Below are 23581 nucleotides of genomic sequence, written 5' to 3'. Positions count from 1 at the left end.
CGAGCAAGCTCGACGCTACGGCTCTGCGCGGAACGGCCCATGCCCCTGCAACTCCTGCTGGTACCGCCGCACACTCTGCCGCTCCTGTCGGCACCAGTCCTGCAGTGCCTCTGCGAAATCCGGATCGGCCACCCAGTGTCGGCTGCGCACCAGGGTCGGCAGGAAGCCACGTGCCAGCTTGTGCTCGCCCTGTGCGCCGGGCTCGAAACGGCTCAGGCCTTCGCGCAGGCAGTACTCGATGCCCTGGTAGTAACAGGCTTCGAAATGCAGGCCGGGCAGGGTGGCGCCGCCCCAGTAGCGGCCGTACAGCGTATCGCCACCACGCAGGCACAGCGCGCCGGCAATCGGCTCGCCGTCCTGTTCGGCCAGGAACAGCACCAGCCCGCGGCCCAGTGAAATGGCCAGATGGCGCAGGAAGGCCTCGGTCAGCGCCGGGGCGTTGCCGTATTCGAGGAAGGTCTGCAGATAGAAGCGGTACATCGCCTGCAGGTCTGCGCGGCTGGCTTCATCGCCGTGCACCACGCGGAAGGTGATGCCCTGGCGGGTGACCTTGGCCCGTTCCTGGCGGATGTTCTTGCGGTGCTTGTGGTTCATCGCACCGAGGAACTGGTCGAATGTCGCCCAGTCACCGGGGTTCTGCCACTGGAACTGCACGTCTTCGCGCAGCAGCCAGTCATCGCCGAACACCGCCTCGTCCACTGCGGTGTGGAAGTTGATATGGGCCGAGGACACGTCCAGCGTTGGCAGCGCCTCGCGCAATGCCGACAGCAACGTGACGCGCCCTGAATCGTGACGGGCCAGCAGCCGCGGGCCGGTGACTGGCGAGTAAGGCACTGCACCCAGCCACTTCGGATAGTAGTCGCGGCCATGACGGGCATACGCGTTGGCCCAGGCATGGTCGAACACGAACTCGCCGTGCGAATTGGTCTTCAGGTAACCCGGAATGGCGCCGACCAGCGTGCCGCCCTCCCACAGCGTGAAGTGCCGGGGCTGCCAGCCCCAGTCCTCGCGCAGGCAACCGTGCTGTTCAAGCCCGGAAAGGAAGGCGTGGCTGACGAAGGGGTTGCGGCCGTCGTGCAGGGCATCCCAGTCGGTCGCGGCAATGGACTGCAGGGAGTCGAGGAAGCGGGGGGAAGACATGGGGGAAGGATAGGGCAGATGAAACAGAAAGGCCGACGCACTGGCGTCGGCCTATCATCCGGAGTCGGGCGTGGCGCGACCCTACAGGAGCGGGTCAGCCTCTCAGCTGGCCTTGCCCTGGGCGTCCAGGTAGCGCTCGGCATCCAGTGCGGCCATGCAGCCGAAGCCGGCCGAGGTGATCGCCTGGCGGTAGTGCTGGTCGGCCACGTCGCCGGCGGCGAACACGCCTTCCACCGAGGTCTGGGTGGCATTGCCGCCCAAGCCCGAGCGGATCTCCAGATAGCCGTTGTTCATCGCCAGCTGGCCGTCGAACAGGGTGGTGTTCGGGTGGTGGCCGATGGCCACGAAGAAGCCGTGGGCATCGATGTCGCGGGTGCTGCCGTCCAGGGTGGACTTCACGCGCACACCGGTCACGCCGGCGTCGTTGCCCAGCACTTCTTCCACCTGGTGGTGCCAGACGGTCTCGATCTTGCCCTCGGCCACCTTCTTGAACAGCTTGTCCTGCATGATCTTTTCCGCCTTCAGGGTGTCGCGGCGGTGGACCAGGTAGACCTTGCGGGCGATGTTGGACAGGTACAGGGCCTCTTCCACGGCGGTGTTGCCGCCACCCACCACGACCACGTCCTGGTCGCGGTAGAAGAAGCCGTCACAGGTGGCGCAGGCGGAGACGCCGCGGCCCTTGAACTCGTCCTCGGTCGGGATGCCCAGGTACTTGGCGGTGGCGCCGGTGGCGATGATCAGCGCATCGCAGGTGTACTCGTGGCTGTCGCCGATCAGCTTGAACGGGCGCTGCGACACGTCGGCGGTGTGGATGTGGTCGAAGATGACCTCGGTCTCGAAGCGCTCGGCATGGGCCTGCATGCGCGCCATCAGGTCCGGGCCCATCAGGCCGTGGGCGTCACCCGGCCAGTTGTCCACCTCGGTGGTGGTCATCAGCTGGCCACCCTGCTGCAGGCCGGTGATGACGACCGGCTTCAGGTTGGCGCGGGCGGCGTAGACGGCGGCGGTCCAACCGGCCGGGCCGGAACCGAGGATGACGAGGCGCTGGTGGCGGGAGGGCAGGCTGGTGCTCATGTAAACTCGCGAAAAGGTAGATGGGACAAGGCGCTGGCGATATTTGCGCAGCATCCGTGGCAGGTCATAGAGTGGCGGCTGGGGCAGGGCGATTCAAGCCGATGAACAGAACGCCGTCATCCGGCGATGGTTCCGGCGCTCTGAATGCCCTGTCAGATGTCGCATAACTGAAAACTGACGTCGTCTCATTTATTATCAATCACTAACAGCGCATTCCAAAGGTATGGTCTAAGGTGGCGAAGCAGGTCCCCGAACGCTCCAAGTCCGACGACAGCAAGGCGTCACGTCGCACGGCCGCGGCGGCGACGACCGACAATCCACGCCGCCAGCGCCTCTGGCGCGATCTTGGCCTGATCGCCATCGCGCCGGCGCTGTTGTACCTGGCGGCCAGTCTGTTCACGTATTCGGCGACGGACCCGGGCTGGTCGCATACCGGCAGCGTGGTCGCGCCGGTGCACAACCTCGGCGGTCGCGCCGGGGCCTGGATCGCCGACGTGCTGCTGCAGCTGTTCGGCTACATCGCCTTCCTGCTGCCGGTGGTGCTGGGCGCGCTGGCGTGGATCGCCATGTTCGGCCTCAAGCGCGAGAGCAAGGGCGAGAACGACCTGGACCCGGCGCTGCGCCTGGTCGGCCTGGTCGGCTTCCTGATCGCCGGGACCGGCTTCCTGCACGTGCGCCTGTTCAGTGGCGATGTCTCCAGTGCCGGCGGCATCCTCGGCAAACTGGTGGGCAACTCGCTTACGGTGGGCTTCGGGGCGCTGGGCGCGAATCTGTTCGTGCTGGTACTGCTGTTGGCTTCGATCACGCTGGCCACCGGGCTGTCCTGGTTCACGGTGATGGAGAAGATCGGCCGCGGGGTGATGTCGCTGGCGCCGCTGCTGGCGCGCAAGAAGGAAGAAGTCACCGAGTGGCAGCAGACGCGGGTGATGCGCGAGGAGCGACAGGAAGTGCGCAAGGCCGACGCCGAGGTGCGTGCCAAGCGCGAGCCGGTGAAGATCGAGCCGCGCCCGGAACCGGTGATCGAGAAGAGTGATCGGGCCAAGCGCGACACGCAGATCCCGATGTTCCGTGGCGTCAACGGCGACGGCTCGGACCTGCCGCCGTTGGCCCTGCTGGACGATCCCAAGCCGCAGCCGGTGGGCTACGACAAGGAAACCCTGGACGCGCTGTCGCGGCAGATCGAGTTCAAGCTGAAGGACTTCCGCATCGACGCTCAGGTGGTCGGCGCCAACCCTGGCCCGGTCATTACCCGCTTCGAGATCGAGCCCGCGCCGGGCATCAAGGTCAGCCAGATCAGTTCGCTCGACAAGGACATCGCGCGTGGCCTGTCGGTGAAGTCGGTGCGCGTGGTGGACGTGATTCCGGGCAAGTCGGTGATCGGCCTGGAAATTCCCAACGTCACCCGCGAGATGATCTACCTCTCCGAGCTGCTGCGTTCCAAGGAATACGACAAGTCGGCCAGCGTGCTGACCTTGGCGCTGGGCAAGGACATCGCTGGCCGCTCGACTGTGGCAGACCTGGCGCGCATGCCGCACCTGCTGGTGGCCGGTACCACCGGTTCGGGCAAGTCGGTGGCGGTCAACGCGATGGTGCTGAGCCTGCTGTTCAAGGCCTCGCCGAAAGACCTGCGGATGCTGATGATCGACCCGAAGATGCTCGAACTGAGCGTCTACCAGGGCATTCCGCACCTGCTGGCGCCGGTGGTCACCGACATGAAGGAGGCCGCCAACGGCCTGCGCTGGTGCGTGGCCGAGATGGAGCGCCGCTACAAGCTGATGAGCGCGGTCGGCGTGCGCAACCTGGCCGGCTTCAACAAGAAGGTGAAGGAAGCCCAGGACGCCGGCCAGCCGCTGATGGACCCGCTGTTCAAGCCGAACCCCGAGCTGGGCGAGGCGCCGCGCCCGCTGGAGACGCTGCCGTTCATCGTCATCTTCATCGACGAATTCGCCGACATGATGATGATCGTCGGCAAGAAGGTGGAAGAGCTGATCGCGCGCCTGGCACAGAAGGCGCGTGCGGCCGGCATCCACCTGATCCTGGCCACGCAGCGCCCGTCGGTGGACGTGATCACCGGCCTGATCAAGGCCAACATTCCGACGCGCATCGCCTTCCAGGTCAGCTCCAAGATCGACTCGCGCACCATCCTCGACCAGTCCGGCGCCGAAACCCTGCTCGGCCACGGCGACATGCTGTACCTGCCGCCGGGCACCGCGCTGCCTGAGCGCGTGCATGGTGCGTTCGTGTCCGACGATGAAGTGCATCGCGTGGTCGAGCACCTCAAGGCGATGGGCCCGGCCGACTATGTCGACGGCGTGCTGGACGAAGTGCAGACAATGGGCGACGGCGTGGTCGTCGGCGCCACCGGACTGCCGGAGAACAGTTCGTCCGGCGACGAGTCCGACCCGTTGTATGACGAAGCACTGCGGGTGGTGACCGAGACCCGCCGCGCCTCGATCTCCGGCGTGCAGCGCCGGCTGAAGATCGGCTACAACCGTGCAGCGCGACTGATCGAGGCCATGGAAGCGGCCGGCGTGGTCAGTTCGCCCGAGCACAACGGCGACCGCACGGTGCTGGCTCCGCCGCCGCCGAAGTAAGACCCGACGTATCCCCCACGACGTCCAAGGAACCGACGCATGCTTCACCCCGTACCAAGCGCGCTGGCACTGGCGCTGGCAGCCTTCCTGGCTGCCGGCCCGGCACTGGCAGACACCGCCACCTCCGCGCCCGCCACGGCGCCGCCTTCCACCAGCGGCGATACCGAAGCCAGCAATAATTTCAGCATTGTCCGTTACCGCGCCGACTACCAGGTGCGGCCGGATGCGGGCAATGTGCAGACCGAAACCTACGAAGTCCTGCTCAAGACCAAGGCCTCGGTCGAGCAGTTCAGCCAGGTGCGGCTGAGCTACAGCGAGAAGATGGAGACGCTGGAAGTACTCGGCGCCTACACCATCACCGCCGACGGCCAGCGCCGCGACGTGCCGGCCGACCGCATCTACACCCAGGAGAGCTACTCCAGCGCCTCGGCGGCAATGTATGCCGACCGCAAGGTGCGGGTGATCGTATTCCCGAACCTGGCCCCGGGCACGCGCCTGTACTACCAGGTGCGCCGCACCCAGGTCACGCCGTACTTCCCGGGCTACTTTGGCCTGTGGGAAACCTTCAACGTCTTTACCGAGTACGAGGACGCTGAGGTCACCCTGAGTGCGCCGGCCAACCTGCCGATGTTCGTCGACAGCCGTGGCGTGCAGGGCAGCGATCGCCCGACAGTGAAGAATGGCCAGGCGCAATGGCGCTGGCGCTACCAGCGTCGCGAAGCCATGCCGGCACAGAACTGGTCGGCGGCGGGCTGGGAGTTCGGTCCGAACATCATGGCCAGCACGTATCGTGACTGGTCGCAGATGGGGCGCGCCTACCAGCTCAAGGCTGGCCCGGCGGCGCAGGTCACGCCGGAACTGCAGGCGCTGGCAGACGAAATCACGACGGGCATCAGCGACCGTCGCGAGCAGGCTGATGCGCTGTACCGCTGGGTGGCGCAGAACATCCGCTATGTGGCGGTGTACCTGGGCAATGGTGGCCTGGAACCGAACAGCGCGCAGAGCATCCTCGACAACCACTACGGCGACTGCAAGGATCACGTGACGATCCTCGAGGCGCTGCTGGCGGCCAAGGGCATCGCCAGCTCGCCGGTGCTGATCGGTGCGGGCGGCGGCCCGACGCTGCCGAAGATTCCGGTGCTGGGCCGCTTCAACCACGCCATCACCTACATCCCCGAATTCGATCTGTACCTCGATTCGACCACCGCGTGGGCGCGCTTCGGCCAGCTGCCGGAGGGTGACCTGGGTGCGCCGGTGATGCGCACACGCGACGCCACGCTGGCACGCACCCCGGCCAACACGCCGGAGCGCAACGCCACCTCGATGGAAGTGCGCTTCACCTTCGACGCCAACGGCAACCTGCGCGGCGAGACGATCCCGAAGCTGGGCGAGAACGCCGAGATCGGCATGCGCGCCCAGTTCTCCCAGCTCAACGCGCAGAACCGTGCGCGCGCTGAAGAGCAGATCATGGCCGCCTCCGGTTTCGACGGGCGAGGGCAGCTGCAGATCCAGGGTGTGCCGGTCGACCTGACCCGGCCGTTCGGCTACCGCATGGCGTTCCAGGCCGAGGATTACGCCGACTTCAGCGTGGCCGGCGGCATGGCCGTGCCGGACCCGCCGGGTGGCGAGTCGGTGCGTGGCTTGTACGCCACCGCCTCGGCGCCGGCCAACGAGACGCCGTTCTACTGCAATGCCAGCCTGCGCGAGGAGACCTACCGCCTGCAGTTCCCGGCCAACGCGCCGATCATCGCCATCCCGGCCAGCCAGCGATTCGCCAACGCCGCCGGCGAGTACCGCGTGGACTGGAGCCGCGAAGGGCAGGAGGTGATCGTGCACCACCGGTTGCAGCAGAATGCGGTGCGCGGCCCGGAGGCATTGTGCCAGCCGCGGGATTATCCGGCGTTCCGCGCGCTGTATCGCGAAGTGCGGCGCGGCTTCCGTGGCCAGGTGCTGTACGGCAAGCTGCCGGCATCCGGCGGCTGAATCGCCGATGGACGTTCAGGGCGGCATAATGTCGCCCTGATCGCCCATTCATCTTTCCCCGGGCACACTGGCAACCACCTTTCCTGGCGCGCGCGCCCACAGGATTCCCGCATGAACTTCCGCTTCCGCCGTTTCCTTGCCACCACCACCCTGGCCGTGGCCTGCGCCGCCGCCGGCAGTGCCTGGGCTGGCGCCCGCGATGACCTGAAGACGTTCACCAGTGGCCTGAAGGGACTGGATGGCCAGTTCAGCCAGCAGGTGTTCGACAGTCGTGGCAAGGTGAAGGAATCGACCAGCGGCCGCGTGGCGCTGTCGGCGCCGCGCCTGTTCCGCTGGGAGTACGTGCGTCCGCACGAGCAGCTGATCGTGGCCGACGGCAAGAAGGTCTGGATGTACGAGCCGGACCTGGAGCAGGCCACCGTGCGCGAGCAGGGCAAGGAAGAGCAGAACAGCCCGCTGACCGCGCTGATCAACCCGGCGCTGCTGGAGCAGCAGTACGACGTCAGCGAAGAGGCCGCGCAGCGTGACGGCCTGCAGTGGCTGTCACTGTCGCCGAAGCGCGAAACCGAAGCCAGCTTCCAGTACGCCGCGCTGGGCTTCAACGCCCAGGGCCTGGCCAGGATGGAAATCACCGACGCGGTCGGCCAGCGCACCGTGATCAGCTTCAGTGGCTGGAAGCGCAACCCGGGCTTTGCCGCCGGCACCTTCAGCTTCACCCCGCCGAAGGGCACCGACGTCATCGGTAATTGATGGCGGTCGCCGGGCATGGCCCGGCGCTACCTGCTCTGGTGGGTATCAACCGGTACCGCCTTGGTGGGTGTCAACCTTGGTTGACACGCTCTTGAACTGCCGGCCAGCGGCCGGCACTACCGGAATCGTGGTCACCCGGCGCGGTACAATAGCCGCGTGCCAAGACATCGCTCCACTTCCTTCCCTGGCCCCGATCTACTGAGCGTCGATCGGGAACACATGCGCCCGCTGGCCGAGCGCATGCGCCCGCGCACCCTCGACGAAATGGTCGGGCAGAAACGCCTGCTGGCCCCGGACAGTGCGCTGCGTCGCGCCGTCGAATCCGGGCGCGTGCATTCGATGATCCTGTGGGGGCCGCCGGGCTGCGGCAAGACCACGCTGGCGCTGCTGCTGGCCGAGTACTCCGACGCTGAATTCCGTGCCATCTCTGCGGTGCTGTCCGGTCTGCCGGAAGTGCGCCAGGTGCTGGCCGAGGCCGCCCAGCGCTTCGCCGAAGGCCGTCGCACCGTGCTGTTCGTGGACGAGGTGCATCGCTTCAACAAGGCGCAGCAGGATGCGTTCCTGCCGCACATTGAACGCGGCACCATCCTGTTCGTCGGCGCCACCACCGAGAATCCGTCGTTCGAACTGAACTCGGCGCTGCTGTCGCGTTGCCGCGTGCATGTGCTGGAAGCGGTCTCGCCAACCGATATCGTCGAGGCGCTGGAACGTGCACTGGGTGACCGCGAGCGGGGCCTGGGCGAAGAGGGCATCGAGGTCGCGCCTGAGCTGCTGCTGGAAATCGCTACCGCTGCCGATGGTGATGTGCGCCGTGCGCTGACGTTGCTGGAAATTGCCGCCGAGCTGGCGGGCGGGGAGGGTGGCCGCATCACGCCGCAGACCCTGACCCAGGTGCTGGCCGATCGTACCCGCCGCTTCGACAAGGGCGGCGAGCAGTTCTACGACCAGATCTCGGCGCTGCACAAGTCGGTACGCAGCTCCAATCCTGATGCCGCGCTGTACTGGCTGACCCGCATGCTCGATGGCGGTTGCGATCCGTCATACCTGGCGCGTCGGCTGACCCGCATGGCCATCGAGGACATCGGCCTGGCCGATCCGCGCGCACAGAGCATGGCGCTGGAGGCCTGGGACATCTACGAACGCTTGGGCAGCCCGGAAGGTGAGCTCGCCTTTGCCCAGCTGGTGCTGTACCTGGCCAGTACCGCCAAGTCGAATGCGGGCTACGCCGCGTTCAACCAGGCCAAGGCCGACGTGCGCGAAAGCGGCACCGAAGAAGTGCCGCTGCACCTGCGCAATGCGCCGACCAAGCTGATGAAGGAGCTCGGCTACGGCGCCGAGTACCAGTACGACCACGACACCGAAGGCGGCATCGCGCTGGACCAGACCGGTTTCCCGGATGCGATGGGCGAGCGCGTGTACTACAACCCGGTGCCGCGTGGCCTGGAAATCAAGCTGAAGGAAAAGCTGGACCGGCTGCGCGCCGAGCGCGAGGCCGCGCGGGCCGCGAAGGGCCGCTGACCCGGCTTCTGTAGCGTCGAGCCATGCTCGACTTCGCTCTCGCATGGGCTTACAGGTACCTCTTGGAACAGCAGCCGAGCATGGCTCGGCTCTACAGGGGTAATGGCAGTCGAGCATGGTTCGTCGCCACATTGTCCTGCGCGCGTGCATTTGGCACACTGCGCGGCTACTTTTTTCAAGGATCGATGCCGTGCAGGAAATGATTCTGCCGTTGAAGCGCTACGCCCAGTTCGAGGGCCGCGCCAATCGCCGCGAGTACTGGATGTACCAGTTGTTCCTGTTCCTGGTCGCAACGGCAGTGATGCTGCTGGCCGGTGTGCTGGCGATCCTCCTGCGCAACAGTCCCGATGCGCTGGCCGGCATCCTGATCGGCATGGTGCTGCTGCTGGGTGTGATGTGGCTGGCGACGATCATTCCGCTGGTTGCCGTGACGGTGCGCCGCCTGCATGACTGCAACCAGTCGGGCTGGCTGTTCCTGCTGGCGCTGGTGCCGGGCGGCGGGATCGTGATCATGATCTTCTCGCTGCTGCCGGGCACGCCGCAGGAGAATGTGTATGGTCCGGTGCCTTCGGGCCCGTGACGCTGTTGGAGTCGAGCATGGCTCGACTCTACAGGGGTAAAGAAGAGAAGCCGGCGTTTCGCCGGCTTCGTCTTTACTTGATGCTGCAATCGCCGAAGGACAGGTAGTCCGTGCCGGAGCTGAACTGCAGCGTGCAGCTGGCGGTGAACGTTGCGCCTTCTTCCAGGGCGCCCAGCTTGGCCGCCTGCTGCTCGTCGTCGGTGGTCAGCCGGGCCAGGACATTGCCCTGGTCGTCGCCGGCCTCGATCAGGGGTTCGCCCGCCAGGTTGCTGGAAACGCCCAGCGCCACGGCGGTGAACGTCACCGTCTGGTTGAGTTGGTCCATGCTCAACGTCGAATTGCCGGCCTCTTCAAAGGCCTGGTAGAGCGACGGCAGATCCTGCGCGGCGTGGGCGGCCAGAGGGGCGAGCAGGCCGAGGGACAGGGCGATCAGTGCGGTGTGCTTCAAGGGTTCTCACAATCATGGGATCCAATCCCATGGCGGTTGTGTGCAGATGAACGCGACCCGGATGGCGGCAAGTGCCCGCCATCCATGGCTGCGCTGGAAGCGGGGCGATCCAATGCCCCGGTGGGCGGCAAAATAGGGGAACTGCTGCCCCTCGTGCAACCCGGGCATGCGCGCGCGTGATACACAGTGTGACGTTTGATCGATGTGATAATCATTCGCGTTTAAGGTAGACTGCGGTCCCTTGTGAACCGGCGGCCCTGGGCCGCTTCTGCCGCCGCTGATGAAGCATTTCGTCCCGCCTTCGCGCCGTGGTCCGCTGGCCCGCGGCCTGGCCGCCTTGATGATGGGTCTGCTCCTGGCCACCCCGTATGCCTATGCACAGCAGCGCAATCCGCTGCAGAAGATCGGCCACACCGTGCTCGACGAGCCGGCGGCCAGCTATCGCTTCGAGCATTTCGTGGTGGACAGCCCGGACCGGCAGCGCCGTTGGCGGGTGAACCTGGCGATCCCGGCCAAGGCCGGCAAGACACCATCCCCAGTGTTGTACGCGCTGGACGGGAACGCCGTCGCCATGGTCCTGGACCAGCCGCTGCTGGCCGAACTGGCCACGCGCAAAGCACCACCGGTGCTGGTGCTGATCGGCTACGACAACGACCTTCGGATCGATTCCAAGGCGCGCACCCGCGACTACACCGCGTGGATCGACCGTGCCGACGACGAGAGCGGTACAACCCAGGCGGTCGGTGGTGGTGCCGCGGCCTTCCTGGATGTGATCGAGCGCCGCATCAAGCCGGAAGTCGAGCGCCGCGCACGCATCGATACGCAGCAGCAAGCACTGTGGGGGCACTCGCTGGGCGGGCTGTTCGTGCTCAATGCGCTGTACACCCGTCCCGCCGCCTTCCAGTCCTATCTGGCCGCCAGCCCGTCGCTGTGGTGGAGCCAGGGCGCGGCGCTGGGTGATCCGGAACAGCAGTTCGTGCAGAACGTGCATGGCCAGCCGGCAAAGCTCTGGCTGATGCTGGGCGGCGCCGAGCGAGTCGGTAATCGTGGCAAGCGCGACATGAACAATCCGCGCGTGGTCGCGCACCTGCGCCGCATCGGTGGCGCCACCCCGGATGCGGCAATGCAGTTGTCCGAACGGTTGGCCAAGGTGCCGGGCCTGAGCGTGCAGTACCGCGAGTTCGACGGCCTCGGCCATGGCCCGATGCTGCCCGCGTCGTTCCATGCCGCGCTGCATGAGTTGTACGGCGTGACCGACCGCAGCGCCGGCGATGGTGCGCCCAACGGCGGTGACAACGCCGCCGAATGAATCCCTTCGCACGCGCTGCCGTGCGACCCCACTACCCAGGCGAGGCTGCCGACGTGCAGCGGCCCAGGCAACCGATGAATCCCGCGTCACGTGGCGCGGCCTACGTGTGCAAGGAGCCTTCCATGTCGTTCCGTCCGTCTTTCCGTCTCACCTCTCTCGCCGCCGGCCTGTTGCTCGCGGTGACCGCCACCGCGCAGCCGGTGTTCGATCAGCCGGCCAACGCCACCTTCAAGGGTGAGGTCGTCTCGCGCGGTGAGAACGTGGTTCCCGGCAGCACTGCCGACGTGGTCGGTCGCGGCTTCGTGCCGGGCCAGAAAGTCAGCCTGCTGCGTGGCGACAGCGTGCTCAACACGCAGCCGGTGGTGGTCGACGCCGATGGCAACTTCAAGACCCAGCTGAGCATTCCGGCCGATGCGGTGCCGGGCACCCACCCGGTGGTGGTGCGCGCCAGCCAGCCGGCTGCGGCCACGGTACTGAAGCTGCGCGTGTCGCCGCAGCTGCCGCTGTCCGGCCAGGCGCAGTTCGCCACCCAGTCCAACAAGCTGGTGCCGGGCCTGTACCAGTCCGCCTACAGCGCCGCCAGCAACGCGGTGTTCGTCACCTCGGCCGTGGGCCGTCCGCCGGTGACCCAGTCGCAGCTGCTGAAGCTGGACCCGAAGACCCTGAAGGTGACCAAGGCGATCACCCCGGCGCAGGTGCCGGGCAGCACCAATGGCGCGGTCTATGCGGTCTACGGTGTGGGCGTGGATGACACCAACGGCAATGTGTGGGTGACCAATACCCGCCAGAACTCGATCGCGGTCTACCGCCAGAAGGACCTGTCGCTGGTCCACCAGTTCCCGGTCGACACCGTGCCGCACGCGCGCGACGTAGTGGTCGACGGCACCCGCGGCAAGGTGTTCGCTTCGGCCACCGGTGAGGACCACCTGTCGGTGTTCGATGCCAGGACCTTCAAGGAACTGGCGCAGGTGACGCTGGAATCCGGCGTGGATGACGGCAAGTTCACCCCGATGAGCCTGGTGCTGGACGAAAAGGCTGGCAAGCTGTTCACCGTCAGCATCGGCACCCCGGAAGCGGCGGTGATCGATGTGGCCAGCGGCAAGGTCGAGAAGGTCATCGACCTGGGCAACTCGATCAGTGCCTCGGGCGTGGCCTTCGACGCCGCGCGCAACCGCCTGTACGTGGCCTCGCAGGGCACCGACAACCTGCTGATCGTTGATGTGGCCGCCGGCAAGGTGCTGCACGATGTGCCGGTCGGCGCCGGCGCGCTGAACGTCGCCTTCGATGATGCCTCCGGCCTGGCCTACGTCAGCAACCGTGGCGCTGGCACGGTCACCGTGGTGAACGGTGACGGCAAGGTGGTCGCCAACCTCGATGGCGGCACGCTGCCGAACCACGTCCGCGCCGATGGCAAGGGCAACGTGTTCGCGGTGAACAAGTCGCGTGGCGCTGAAGACCCGAAGGGTGACCGCATCACCCGTATCACCCCGAAGCAGTAAGTCACAGGGCAGGGCGGCGTGCGCGTCGCCCTGCCAGCAAGGAGAACGTCCATGAACATCGCGTCCCGTCTGCGCCTGTGTGCGCTTCCGTTGGCTGTTTCGCTGGCGCTGGCCGCCTGTGGCGGTGCGTCGACGCCGCCTGATGGCCAGAAGGCCGCCGAGCCGCCCACTGCAACGGCCGCTGCGGCAACCGCGTTGCCGGCAGGCTGGCAGCGCGTGGCCGGCGCCGAGATGCCGACGGTGCATGACCAGAAGGCGGTGCTGCCGGCCAAGGTGCATTCCGATGACGGCGCCGATATCGAGGTGGCCGATACCAGCCGCGTCATTGCCGGTGGCGACGACGTCATCGCGGTGATCGAGGCACTGGGCCTGGGCACGCAGGTGTTCGCGGCACCGACCAACACCACCACCCAGGCCGGCCTGGCCGCCCCGCATCAGTTCCTGTTCAACCGCACTACCGGCGTGGAGGGCGTGCTGAGCCTGCAGGGCTCGCTGTTCCTCGGCAACAGCCTGCGCCGCCACACCGAGCTGGCCAGGAAGCTGCGCGAAGTGGGCGAGCCGGCCATGGTCATCGATGACCTGCAGCCGGCCCCGGATAAGGTGCGCAAGGTCGCCGCCGCACTAGGGCTGGCCGAGGCAGGGCAGGCGCTTGCCACGCAGGTGCAGCGCCAGCTCGACGAGGCTGCAGCGATTGGCAAGGGCCTGGGCCATGCGCCACGAGTGATCCACGTGTCGGCAACTGGTGCCGGTGGCTCGCCGACTGTTGCCGGTGCCGACAGCGCATCGGCGCAGCTGATCGCACTGGCTGGCGGCGTCAACATCGGCACCGAGGCCGGGGTGAAGAACTACTCGCAGCTGAGCAATGAAGGCGTGGTTGCCGCGGCACCGGAGGTGATCCTGGTGACCGAGCATGACCTGCAGTTGTTCGGTGGTGCCGAAGGCCTGTGGAAGGCGTACCCGACGCTGAGGCAGACCCCGGCCGGGCAGGCCAACCGGGTCTGGGTGATGCCGGATGTGCAGCTGAAGTACACCAGTGTCGGTTCCGGTGCTGGCGCGCTGGCGCTGGCCAAGGCCCTGGCGGCGTTGCCGAAGGCATGAGTCCGGCGGATCGGCGCCGCCGTCGCGGGCGGACGATGTTGCTGGTGGCGTTGCTGGCACTGCTGGGGGCAGTGCTGGCGTCGTTCGCCGTGGGCCCGCTGCGGCTGCCGCCGCTGGAGGTGATGCAGGCGCTGGCGGTGAAGCTGGGCCTGCTGGATCCGCAGGCAGTCAGCAGCCGCGATCTGGCCGTGGTCTGGCAACTGCGCATTCCGCGTGCCCTGCTGGGCGCGATGGTCGGCGCGTCGTTGGCGATGGCCGGTGCCAGCCTGCAGGGCCTGTTCGGTAACCCGCTGGCCGACCCCGGCATCGTCGGTGTCAGCCAGGGTGCTGCACTGGGTGCGGTGGCCGCCATCGTGCTGGGCGCCGCCGGTGCGGCGGGCTGGCTGGTGCCTGTGGCCGCGTTCGTCGGCGGTGCGCTGGCGATCGGCCTGACGTATGCGTTGGCCCGGCCTGGCAAGGGCACGGGTAACGCCACGCTGCTGCTGGTCGGTATCGCGATGGCCGCGTTCTGCTCGGCGCTGATTGGTTTCCTCACGTACATCGCCAGCGAAAGCGAACTGCAGTCGCTGGTGTTCTGGCAGATGGGCTCGCTCGCGCGCGCCAACTGGGCCGACGTGGCTGCGGTGGTGCCGTTGTTTGCGATTGGCGTGTTCGCATTGCAGCGACTGGCCACGCCGCTGGACATGCTGGCGCTGGGGGAGCGCCAGGCACAGCACCTCGGGCTGGATGTCACCCGCACGCGTCGTCGCCTGGTGGCGTTCAGTGCGCTGCTGGTGGGCGCGGCGGTGGCCTTTGCCGGCTCGATCAGCTTCGTTGGCCTGGTGGTGCCGCACGTGGCGCGCCTGTTGGTCGGCCCCGGGCATCGCTGGCTGCTGCCGTTGTCCGGCCTGCTCGGTGCGCTGCTGATCGTGGTGGCCGACACCGCCGCACGCACGCTCGATCCGCCCGCGGAGATTCCGCTGGGCTTGTTCTCGGCCGCGCTGGGCGCACCGTTCTTCCTCTGGCTGGTGCTGCAGCAGCGCCGCAAGGCGGCCCCATGAGCGTGCTGCTGAAACTGCACGAGGTGGTGGTGCGCCGCCAGCAGCGCGAGATCCTGCATGGCATCTCGCTGGCGTTCGAGCCGGGTACGGTGACCGCCCTGGTTGGACCGAATGGCGCGGGCAAATCCACGCTGTTGGCGGTGGCTGCCGGTGACCTGCGCGCCGATGCGGGCGAGGTGAGCCTGTTGGGCAATCCGCTGGCCAGCTACAAGGCCGGACCACTGGCGCGCGAGCGCGCGGTGATGCCACAGGAGCACGGCGTGCGCTTTGCCTTCAGCGTGGAAGAAGTGGTGGCGATGGGGCGTTTGCCGCATCCGCCGGACCCGGTCACGGACGATGCCCGGGTGGAAGCGGCCATCGATGCAGCCGAACTGCAGGCGCTGCGCCTGCGCGAGGTGCAGCAGCTGTCCGGTGGCGAATCGGCTCGCACCACGTTCGCGCGCGTGCTGGCGCAGGACACGCCGCTGTTGTTGCTTGATGAGCCGACGGCCGCGCTGGATCTGCGCCACCAGGAGCGCACGCTGCGCAGTGTGCGTGCCTGTGCCGAGGCCGGTGCGTGCGTGATCGTGGTGCTGCACGACCTCAATCTGGCCGCGGGCTATGCCGATCGCATCGTGCTGCTGGAACAGGGCAGGGTGGCGGCCGATGGCACGCCATTGCAGGTGCTGACCGAAGACAATCTTCAGCGCGTGTACCAGCAGGATGTGGTGGTGCTGGAGCATCCACGGCGTGGGGTGCCGCTGGTGGTGGTGACCTGAGCATCAACGCGCTCTGCCAGGCGACGTATCATGTGCGGTTCGTTCTCTTCAATGGACTGATGCAATGATCCGTACTGTTTCACATGGCGTGCTGCTCTCGGCAATGGTCGCCTCCGTATGCGCCGCCAGCACTGCGTCGGCATCCTCGGTTTCCCTGATCAAGGCCGCCGAGCAGGCCTCGCTGATCGAGAGCCGGTATTCCGCTGGCGGGAGCGCTCCTGTGGTTCCGGTGGCGACCCGCTATTTCGCCAGTGATGAAGTGCTCATCAGCTGGGACGACCAGCAGGTACTGATGTTGTGCAGGGAGGCGGTGTACCTTCAGATTCCTGCCGGCAAGGCAGGTGACGTTGCGCTGGCCACCGAACAGCGGCAGATGATTGCCTACCAGGCGCTGATGTCTGGAATGGGTTCGGTTGCGGCCGTGGCAGAAGCGGCGGGTGATTCCGTGGTGGTGGCAGACGACGGTAGCGAGACCCGTCGCGCGGGGGAGAACAGCTGGGCCTACGGGGTGGAGCGCCATGAAGTCACCACCCAACGCATGGCCGATGGCGCGCTGCGGATCCGGGCGCGCAAGACCGAGACCGTGAACAAGGCCAAGCCTGCGGAGCCAGGCGATATGTTCAGCACCGAAGACGACCAGGCTGCACGGTTGTCGGAGCTGGCGCCGGTCGGCAGCTGGACCGAGGTGGTGATCCATGGTGGCCCGCGCCAGGCGCAGGTGGATCTGGCGATGTCGTTGAAGGGATGGATCTCGATGGGGGACGACCAGGCGGCGACCGTGGGTGAGGCGCGCAAGCTGCACGACTGCAACTAAGGCAGGGTAGGGGGCAGAGCCCTTTGCCGTCGCAAAGGGATCCGACCCCGATGCCCGCCGGCCTCATCGTTCCATTTATGTGCGCAATATTCACTTGCGCGCCAGATTGGCAGGTCTAGAATGCGCCCCATGAACCGGATGCCGCTCCTGAAGTTTTTCACCCTGACCCGCGCAAGCGCGGAACGGGCGTGTCTGCCTGGAGCCCCACGAGGCCGTTGAAGCGGCCATCGCTGGACCTTCGACAGAGCGCCCTCCGGGGCGCTCTTTTCGTTTCCGCAGTTCCATTTCCCGTAACCCGATGTACCGCAAGGAGAACGTGCCATGCACCAGATCGCCGAGACCGAACGCTAGCCGCGCACCCTGTCGCCAACCGGGGTGTGCGGCCCCTGAAGTTGGCTTTGCAGGAATCTCTTTATGAACACCCAAGTCCTTTCCCGCCGTCGCAACCTTGGCATCATTGCCCACATCGACGCCGGCAAAACCACGCTGACCGAACGCCTGCTGTGGAAGAGCGGCGAGATCCATCGCGTCGGTGAAGTGCACGACGGCAACGCGACCACCGACTTCTCGGCGATCGAACGCGAACGCGGCATCACCATCGGCGCTGCTGCGGTGCAGGCGCAGTGGGCGCCGCGTGACCTGCCGCCACATCGGCTGACCCTGATCGACACCCCCGGCCACATCGACTTCGCGATCGAAGTCGAGCGTTCGCTGCGCGTGCTCGACGGTGCCGTGGCCGTGTTTTCGGCCGTGGACGGCGTGCAGCCGCAGTCCGAGACGGTGTGGCGCCAGGCGCGCCGCCATCGCGTGCCGCTGATCGCTTTCGTCAACAAGATGGACCGCGTTGGCGCTTCGTTCGAGCGAGTGCTGGAGCAACTGCAGGACAAGCTGCGGGCGCGGCCGTGGGCACTGGGCGTGCCATTGGGCAGCGAAAGCGGCTTCAACGGCTGGGTCGATCTGGTCGATGAGCGCGTGCTGCAGTGGCAGGATGGCGCCGCAACCACGGTGACCCCGTGGGACGACGCGGTGCGCGCCCAGTGGCAGGCACAGCGCGATGCGCTGGTCGAAGCCGTGGCTGATCACGACGAGCAACTGGCCGATGCCTGGCTGGAAGGCGGCGTGATCGATGCCGGGACGCTGCGTGCGGCGATCCGTCGGGCGACGCTGGCAGGTGCGGGCGTGCCTGTGCTGGCCGGCGCTGCGTTCAAGGACAAGGGCATCGAAACGCTGCTGGACGCCGTGGTCGATTACCTGCCGTCGCCGCTGGATCGCCCTGCGGTGAGCGCCGAGAGCGAAGGTGGCGAGGTGGTGCTGCCGCCGGATCCGGACGGTCCGCTGGCGGGCCTGCTGTTCAAGATCACCCACCAGCAGCACGGCGCGCTGAGCTTCGTGCGGCTGTACTCGGGCACCTTGAAGGTGGGCGACGCCGTGGCCAGTTCGCAGCATCCGCAAGGGCGGCGCGTCAGCCGCCTGGTTCGCGTGCAGGCCGACCAGACCCACGACATCGAACAGGCCGTGGCCGGTGACATCGTCGCGGTACTGGGCTGGAAGGATGCGGTCAGTGGCGAGACGCTGAGCGGCCGTGCGCAGCCGCTGCGCCTGGAGAACATCCAGGCACAGGCGCCGGTGCTGGCCTGGCGGCTGGAGCCGGCGCGTGCGGCCGACCTGATCCGGATGGCGCAGGGACTGGCCAGCCTGGCCCAGGAAGATCCGTCGTTCCGCGTCGAAACCGATCGCGATACGGCGGAAACCCTGGTCTGGGGCATGGGCGAGCTGCACCTGGAGGTGATGGTCGAACGCCTGCGCAGCGAATGGAAGGTGGACGTGGGCGTGGGCTCGCCGCGCGTTGCCTACCAGGAGACGCCGATGCGTGCGATGACGGGCGTCGTCGGGCGGCTGGTCAAGCAGACCGGCGGCCAGGGCCAGTTCGCGCACGTGGTGCTGGACGTGGCGCCGCGTGAGGACGATCAGATCGTGTTCAACGATCGCATCGTCGGTGGCGTGGTGCCGCGCAGCTTCATCGCGGCGGTGGAAAAGGGCGTGCGTGCCGCACTGTCGGAAGGGCCGCAGGGTCATCCGGTGGTCGGTATCGAGGTCAGTCTTGTCGATGGCCAGACCCATGCCAAGGACTCGTCGGAGATGGCGTTCCATCGTGCGGGTGCCGAGGCGATCAAGACGGCGCTGGCCGAGGGTGGCACGCAGCTGCTGGAGCCGGTGATGGCGGTGACGGTGCATTCGCCATCAGCGTCGGTGGGTGATGTGGTGGGCGACCTCAACCGTCGCCATGGTCGCATTGCCCGCATCGACGACCAGGACGGTCGCGCCGAGGTCAGTGGCTTTGCGCCGCTGGCGCAGCTGGTGGGTTACACCACGTCGCTGCGTTCGCTCAGCCAGGGGCGGGCGAGCAGCGAGGCGCACCTGCACGGCTATGAGCCGGTACGCGCTGCATGAGGAAGGTGAGGGGAGCCCGTTCGCGGGCTCCCTTTTTTTTTAGTCGGGAACGCGCATCCACGCATGGCGCGGATCTACTGGGAGTTGACGGGTTTCCGTATCCACACAAGGCGCGGCGATTCCGCAGTAGATCCACGCCATGCGTGGATGGAGCCCTCGGCATGCGATTTTTTGCATTGCATCGCAACAAAACTGCAGAAAAGGCTGGATTAAAGTGATGCCTCACGATAAATTGCGCACCCCCCGTTGCTCGCCGCCGCCCGCACCCCTCTCATGCGTGATGACAAAGACCCCGGAACCCTGGAGCTGACCCTGCCGCGAAAGCGCGGTCGTCCGCCCAAGTTCGGGTACGCCATGAGTGATGCGCAGCGGGCCGCACGCTATCGCGCGCGCCGGGCAGGGCAGGCCAACCACGCCGATGTGCGCTCCTGCTCGGACATGGTGCTGCTGGACAAGATCCGCGCCGCAGTCAGCGCGCGCGACACCGAGCTGGCCGGTTTCCTGGTCCACGTGCTCTGGCAGCGCTACCCCCTGCAACTGAAATAGGCCGCCGGTGGGGTGGCCGTTGTCATCGAGCTTGTTGATAATGCGGGATTCAGGTTGTTCCCGCTGGCGCGCCCGGGATGGCAGGCGCGCATGATCGAACGGTTCCCAAGATGACGACCACCAGCGACACCACCACCGAAGCGGCGCCGAGCAGCGCCCCCCTGTTCTACACCCGTCCGGTGCCGCTGCAGGCCGATGTGCATGCCGATCTGCGCATCCTGCCGGGCAAGCTCGAGTTTGCCGCCGGCAACAACGCCATTCCGCTGGTGCTGGGCGAGTTCTCGCTGGCCCTGCACCACTTCCCGATCCTGTTCGCTGGCCCGACCGCCGTGCCGATGGCCGCCGTTGGTGTTTCTGACCAGAACCTGTTCATCAAGGACGGCCTGTGGGAAGACGAGGCCTATATTCCGGCCTATCTGCGTCGCCACCCCTTCATCTTCATCGACACCGGTGCGGACAACGACTTCCTGCTGGGCATCGACGAAGAGAGCTCGCGCGTGGTCAAGGGCGGTGACGAAGGCCAGCCGCTGTTCGTGGACGGCAAGGCCACCGACATGGTGCAGCAGGCGCTGGAGTTCTGCGGCCAGTACACCCGCGAGCATGAACAGACCCAGGCCTTCTCCAAGGCCCTGATCGACAACGGCCTGCTGGTCGAGCGCAATGCCACCGTGCGTACCCCGGATGGCCGCGAGTTCAATCTCAACGGCTTCCTGGTGGTGGACGTGGAGAAGTTCGTGGCGCTGCCGGAAGCGACCGTGGTCGAGTGGCACCGCAGCGGCTGGTTGGCGCTGATCCATCAGCACCTGATGTCGCTGGGTCGCTTCAACGACCTGACCCGTCGCCAGGTCGAGCGCCTGGCGGCCTGATCAGGCCGATGGTGCGGCTTCCGCTCTGCGGGAGCCGTGCCACTGCTGCAATCCCTGCAGCAGCCGCCGCGCCTGGACCCAGTCGGGCGCGGCCTCATGCCCCATCTCCCACAGAGCGGCCGCCATGCCGGCCTGATCCATTGCCCGGCACATCTGCAGCGTGCCCTGCAGGCGGTGCGCATGGTGGCGTAGTGTCGCAGCATCGACGTCGTGCACGGCCTGTTCGATCCTGGCCAGCTCATAGGCAATGTCCGCAGCGTAATCCGGCTCGACGCCAGGGGCGTCATCGGGCGCAGTACGGTGCGCCGGGGGCGGAAGGCCCAGCGCCTGCAGCAAGCTCGCAACCTGCAATGGCTTGACCAGGATGGCGTCGAATCCGGCTCTTCGGCAGCGCGCCGCATGGCGGCGCCCCATGCGGGCGGACAGGGCAATCACTCGCAGGGGGGACTCTGCCTGCGCGCGCAGCTGCTGCGCCAGAGCGTAGCCATCCGAGTCGCGAAGCCCGATGTCCAGCATGACCGTGGCGCGCGGTCGTAGCGCGTGCTCGGCCAATGCGGTGTCGGCATCGGCAACCGCGCGTACATCCGCACCCAGCCGGCGCAGCTGCTCTGCGACGATGTGCCGGCTGAGTGCATGATCTTCGACCAGGAGCAGGTCGATGCCGGCCAGTGGTGTCTGCTGCAGCGGCTCGATGGGTGGCGGATCGCCGTGGACGGCGCGGACCGGCAATCGCAGGGTGAAGCGGCTGCCGCGCCCATGCACGCTGTGTACGGTCAGGTTGCCGCCCATGGCAACGGCCAGTTCGCGCGCGATCGTCAGGCCCAGCCCGGTGCCGCCACGTCTCTGGCCATCCTCGCTCTGCTGGAATGGCCGGAACAGAAGCGCCAGTTGAGCGGGCGCAATGCCGATGCCGCTGTCGATCACATCCAGCAACAGCTCCCGGGGAGACAGGGCGGGCGATAGTTGCAGGCGCATTTCGATACCACCGACGTCCGTGAATTTCAATGCATTGCCCAGCAGGTTGTCGACAATCTGGCGCAGTCCATCAGCATCCAGCGCGACCACCGGCGCTGGATCAGGCGTGCGATCGAGCTGGAGTGACAGGCCTCTCCGTAGTGCCTCCGGCCGGATGGCTTCCAGTGCACGGGCACAGAGTTGACCGACGTCACAGGGCACGGGATGCGGCCTGAAGCTACCGCTGGCAAGGCGCGAGAACGCCAGTGAGCGATCGAGCAGCCTGCGCAGCGACTGGCCGGCAGCAAGCGCTGCCGCGATCAGTTCGCGCTGCCCCTTGGGCAGGTGTGACTGGCTCAGCAGGTCGATCGAAGCCAGAATCGTCTGCGCGGAATTGCGCACCTCATGGCTGATCATCCCCGCCGCGCGCCCCAGGCGGCGTTCCGTGCGGCCGATTCGCCAACGTAGCGCCTGCCAGAGCAAGGGCAGGCCGATGAGTGCCGTGGCCAGACACAGCAGCCATCGCAGGAGCGGGAGGCGCATCTGGTCAAGTGTGCTCTCGATGGATGCGGGCAGCATCGGCTGTGCCCACAACTCCAGCAGGCCTGCGTGCTCTTCGAGCGTGATGGCGCGCAGCGCCTGATCGATGCGCGCCAGCAGCTGCTGGTCCTCGCGGCGGACAAACAGGTGCAGATCGGTGGAAAAATCGCTGTCGAACGGGTGCAGTTGCAGGTTGCCTGCGAAGTGCTTCCGGATCATCGACTGCAGCGTTGCTTCCAGGCCGATGGCCGCATCGGCGATACCGCTCTCCACGGCGGCCAGCGCCGCATGGCGGTCGTGAAGGTGCAGCAGGTGGATCTGAGGATGGTGGGTCGCCAGCCAGTCGGCATAGGGGCCACCGTCAACGACGGCCAGCACCTGCGCCCTCACCCCGGTGACGTCACGGGGTGGGCGCTCGCCTTTACGCGAGGCCAGCACCGTCCTGCCGCCATGGAAAGCGCCCGATGCCATCAGGTCGGGACAAGGAAGCGGGCGATGCGAAGGATTGCCCATGACCAGCACCAGGTCAGCCTCGTGCCGGCAGACGGCAGCGACCGCCGCGCTCGTGCTGGTGTAGGTGAGATCGCGGAAGCGCAGGCCGGAATGCTGAGCGACAAGGTCGGCATAACCATGGGCGAGGGTAGGGGGCGTGCGTGAATCCTCCAGCGCTGCAGGTAGCGGGCGCAGTGATGGCGCGGTGGCAACCCGCACTTCGCGGCCGGCGGACCATTCCTGCAGTTGCGCATCCTCGGCGGAGGCTGCGGGCAGCAGGATCAGGGCCAGCAGCAAGGTGCACGAAGTGCGCAGACGGAGACGAGCGCGGCGCCTCATCGCACCCCCAGCTGCCGCCGCAGTGCATAGATCTCCACGTCATTGCGCAACCCGAGCTTGCGCAGGGCGGCGACCTTCTGGGTGCTGACCGTCTTGACGCTGCGGTGGCGGTGCAGCGCGATCTCGGAGACGGTCAGGCCTGCCAGAAGCAGGTCCAGCACTTCGCGTTCGTTGCGACTGAGTTCCTCGCGGTTGGCCGGGAACAGGCAATCGGCGGGCAGGCGGCACAGTCCCTGCGATATGCGCACGATGGCTTCAGACAGCATCTCCAGGGGCTCGGACTTGCTGACCACGCCGCTGATGCCGGCCGTCAGCAGGTGATCGATGCGGGTGGTTGGCGTCAGCGTGGCGAAGGCGAGCAGGGGAACATGAGGAAAGCACTCACGCAGGAGAGAAACCAGTTCATCACTGCTGCGGTCGCCGGGCGCCAGGGTGAGATCGATGATGGCGACATCCACTGCCAGCCGGCGCAGGCTGCCAACGAGCTCATCGCTGCGGGTGTGGCTGGCGACGATGTCGAAGCGGATGTCGCGGGACAGGTGCAGGACGGTGCCGCGGCGGACGACTTCGTGATCGTCGAGGAGTGCCAGCCGCAGTCGGCGCGGTGCAGGGTATCCATTCATGCGCTGGGAGGTGATCGGCGCCCGAAGGGCGTGGCGATCATTCTGGCGCTGTTGTCGCGTCGAGCATCGAATTTGTTGGATTTTTGCGATTATTCCTAAGGGTCGATGTGCAAGATCCATCAATCCAGTGTTGCCGATTGATGCAGTGGATCGTCAGGCCACAGT

At 66.8% G+C, this 23581-nt stretch carries 19 protein-coding genes; 14 read left to right on the top strand and 5 right to left on the bottom strand.

Annotated features, from left to right (window positions below):
* Positions 1-15: 15 nt before the first annotated feature.
* Positions 16-1140 carry a GNAT family N-acetyltransferase gene (locus AC5QAH_RS05780; protein ID WP_235651724.1) on the bottom strand — a complete coding sequence of 375 codons (1125 nt, stop codon included), beginning with the start codon at positions 1138-1140 and terminating at the stop codon, positions 16-18.
* Between the two features lie 102 nt (positions 1141-1242).
* Positions 1243-2214, bottom strand: a complete 972-nt coding sequence (gene trxB, locus AC5QAH_RS05775) for a thioredoxin-disulfide reductase (protein WP_014037154.1) — start codon at positions 2212-2214, stop codon at positions 1243-1245.
* Positions 2215-2447: 233 nt separating this feature from the next.
* Between trxB and AC5QAH_RS05770 the strand changes: the two genes are divergently transcribed.
* From AC5QAH_RS05770 to AC5QAH_RS05750, 5 genes are all read left to right on the top strand, one after another.
* Positions 2448-4808, top strand: coding sequence for a DNA translocase FtsK (locus AC5QAH_RS05770; RefSeq protein ID WP_010485837.1), 2361 nt, complete (start codon positions 2448-2450; stop codon positions 4806-4808).
* A 39-nt stretch (positions 4809-4847) separates the two neighbouring features.
* The gene (locus AC5QAH_RS05765) at positions 4848-6791 is read left to right on the top strand and encodes a DUF3857 domain-containing protein (protein WP_049409854.1); all 1944 of its coding nucleotides are present in this window, start codon (positions 4848-4850) and stop codon (positions 6789-6791) included.
* A gap of 111 nt (positions 6792-6902) precedes the next feature.
* A complete protein-coding gene (gene lolA / locus AC5QAH_RS05760) occupies positions 6903-7541 on the top strand; it encodes an outer membrane lipoprotein periplasmic chaperone LolA (RefSeq protein WP_049448152.1) in 639 nt (212 codons plus the stop codon).
* A 219-nt stretch (positions 7542-7760) separates the two neighbouring features.
* Entirely contained in the window at positions 7761-9059 is a 1299-nt protein-coding gene (locus AC5QAH_RS05755; protein WP_312717468.1) for a replication-associated recombination protein A, read from the top strand.
* A gap of 190 nt (positions 9060-9249) precedes the next feature.
* The gene (locus tag AC5QAH_RS05750) at positions 9250-9639 is read left to right on the top strand and encodes a DUF805 domain-containing protein (protein ID WP_191851319.1); all 390 of its coding nucleotides are present in this window, start codon (positions 9250-9252) and stop codon (positions 9637-9639) included.
* A gap of 73 nt (positions 9640-9712) precedes the next feature.
* Here the strand turns inward: AC5QAH_RS05750 and AC5QAH_RS05745 are convergent, their stop codons facing one another.
* On the bottom strand, positions 9713-10087 hold the full coding sequence (locus tag AC5QAH_RS05745) for a hypothetical protein (RefSeq protein WP_049455053.1): 375 nt from the start codon (positions 10085-10087) through the stop codon (positions 9713-9715).
* A 280-nt stretch (positions 10088-10367) separates the two neighbouring features.
* On the opposite strand from AC5QAH_RS05745, the gene AC5QAH_RS05740 reads away from it, so the two are divergent.
* The 9 genes from AC5QAH_RS05740 to AC5QAH_RS05700 all read left to right on the top strand — a co-directional run bounded on the left by AC5QAH_RS05740 (position 10368) and on the right by AC5QAH_RS05700 (position 20468).
* Positions 10368-11396 carry an alpha/beta hydrolase gene (locus tag AC5QAH_RS05740; RefSeq protein WP_312659876.1) on the top strand — a complete coding sequence of 343 codons (1029 nt, stop codon included), beginning with the start codon at positions 10368-10370 and terminating at the stop codon, positions 11394-11396.
* A 122-nt stretch (positions 11397-11518) separates the two neighbouring features.
* Positions 11519-12895 (top strand): YncE family protein, encoded by a 1377-nt coding sequence (locus AC5QAH_RS05735; protein WP_241888265.1) that lies wholly within the window; start codon positions 11519-11521, stop codon positions 12893-12895.
* 51 nt (positions 12896-12946) lie between these two features.
* Positions 12947-13993, top strand: coding sequence for a heme/hemin ABC transporter substrate-binding protein (locus AC5QAH_RS05730; RefSeq protein WP_495232180.1), 1047 nt, complete (start codon positions 12947-12949; stop codon positions 13991-13993).
* Positions 13990-15033 carry a FecCD family ABC transporter permease gene (locus AC5QAH_RS05725; RefSeq protein ID WP_019337457.1) on the top strand — a complete coding sequence of 348 codons (1044 nt, stop codon included), beginning with the start codon at positions 13990-13992 and terminating at the stop codon, positions 15031-15033. The genes AC5QAH_RS05730 and AC5QAH_RS05725 overlap by 4 nt, the downstream gene beginning before the upstream one ends.
* Positions 15030-15791: a heme ABC transporter ATP-binding protein gene (locus tag AC5QAH_RS05720; RefSeq protein ID WP_049409838.1), complete on the top strand. Its 762-nt coding sequence runs from the start codon at positions 15030-15032 to the stop codon at positions 15789-15791. The genes AC5QAH_RS05725 and AC5QAH_RS05720 overlap by 4 nt, the downstream gene beginning before the upstream one ends.
* Positions 15792-15855: 64 nt before the next feature.
* Positions 15856-16605 (top strand): hypothetical protein, encoded by a 750-nt coding sequence (locus AC5QAH_RS05715; protein WP_495232179.1) that lies wholly within the window; start codon positions 15856-15858, stop codon positions 16603-16605.
* A gap of 414 nt (positions 16606-17019) precedes the next feature.
* Positions 17020-19056 carry an elongation factor G gene (gene fusA, locus AC5QAH_RS05710; RefSeq protein ID WP_495232178.1) on the top strand — a complete coding sequence of 679 codons (2037 nt, stop codon included), beginning with the start codon at positions 17020-17022 and terminating at the stop codon, positions 19054-19056.
* A gap of 273 nt (positions 19057-19329) precedes the next feature.
* Entirely contained in the window at positions 19330-19602 is a 273-nt protein-coding gene (locus AC5QAH_RS05705; protein WP_005409616.1) for a hypothetical protein, read from the top strand.
* A gap of 110 nt (positions 19603-19712) precedes the next feature.
* Positions 19713-20468, top strand: coding sequence for a SapC family protein (locus AC5QAH_RS05700; protein WP_010485810.1), 756 nt, complete (start codon positions 19713-19715; stop codon positions 20466-20468).
* Here AC5QAH_RS05700 and AC5QAH_RS05695 read toward each other — a convergent pair whose 3' ends face one another.
* Entirely contained in the window at positions 20469-22793 is a 2325-nt protein-coding gene (locus tag AC5QAH_RS05695) for an ATP-binding protein (protein ID WP_495232177.1), read from the bottom strand.
* Positions 22790-23536 carry a LuxR C-terminal-related transcriptional regulator gene (locus AC5QAH_RS05690; protein ID WP_237707010.1) on the bottom strand — a complete coding sequence of 249 codons (747 nt, stop codon included), beginning with the start codon at positions 23534-23536 and terminating at the stop codon, positions 22790-22792. Before AC5QAH_RS05690 ends, AC5QAH_RS05695 begins: the two co-directional genes overlap by 4 nt.
* Positions 23537-23581 lie beyond the last annotated feature (45 nt).

It is taken from the genome of Stenotrophomonas sp. YJH_SMC_43, from assembly GCF_059372535.1.
Note: the sequence above shows the minus strand (reverse complement) of the source record. Positions and strands in the feature narration are given on the sequence as shown.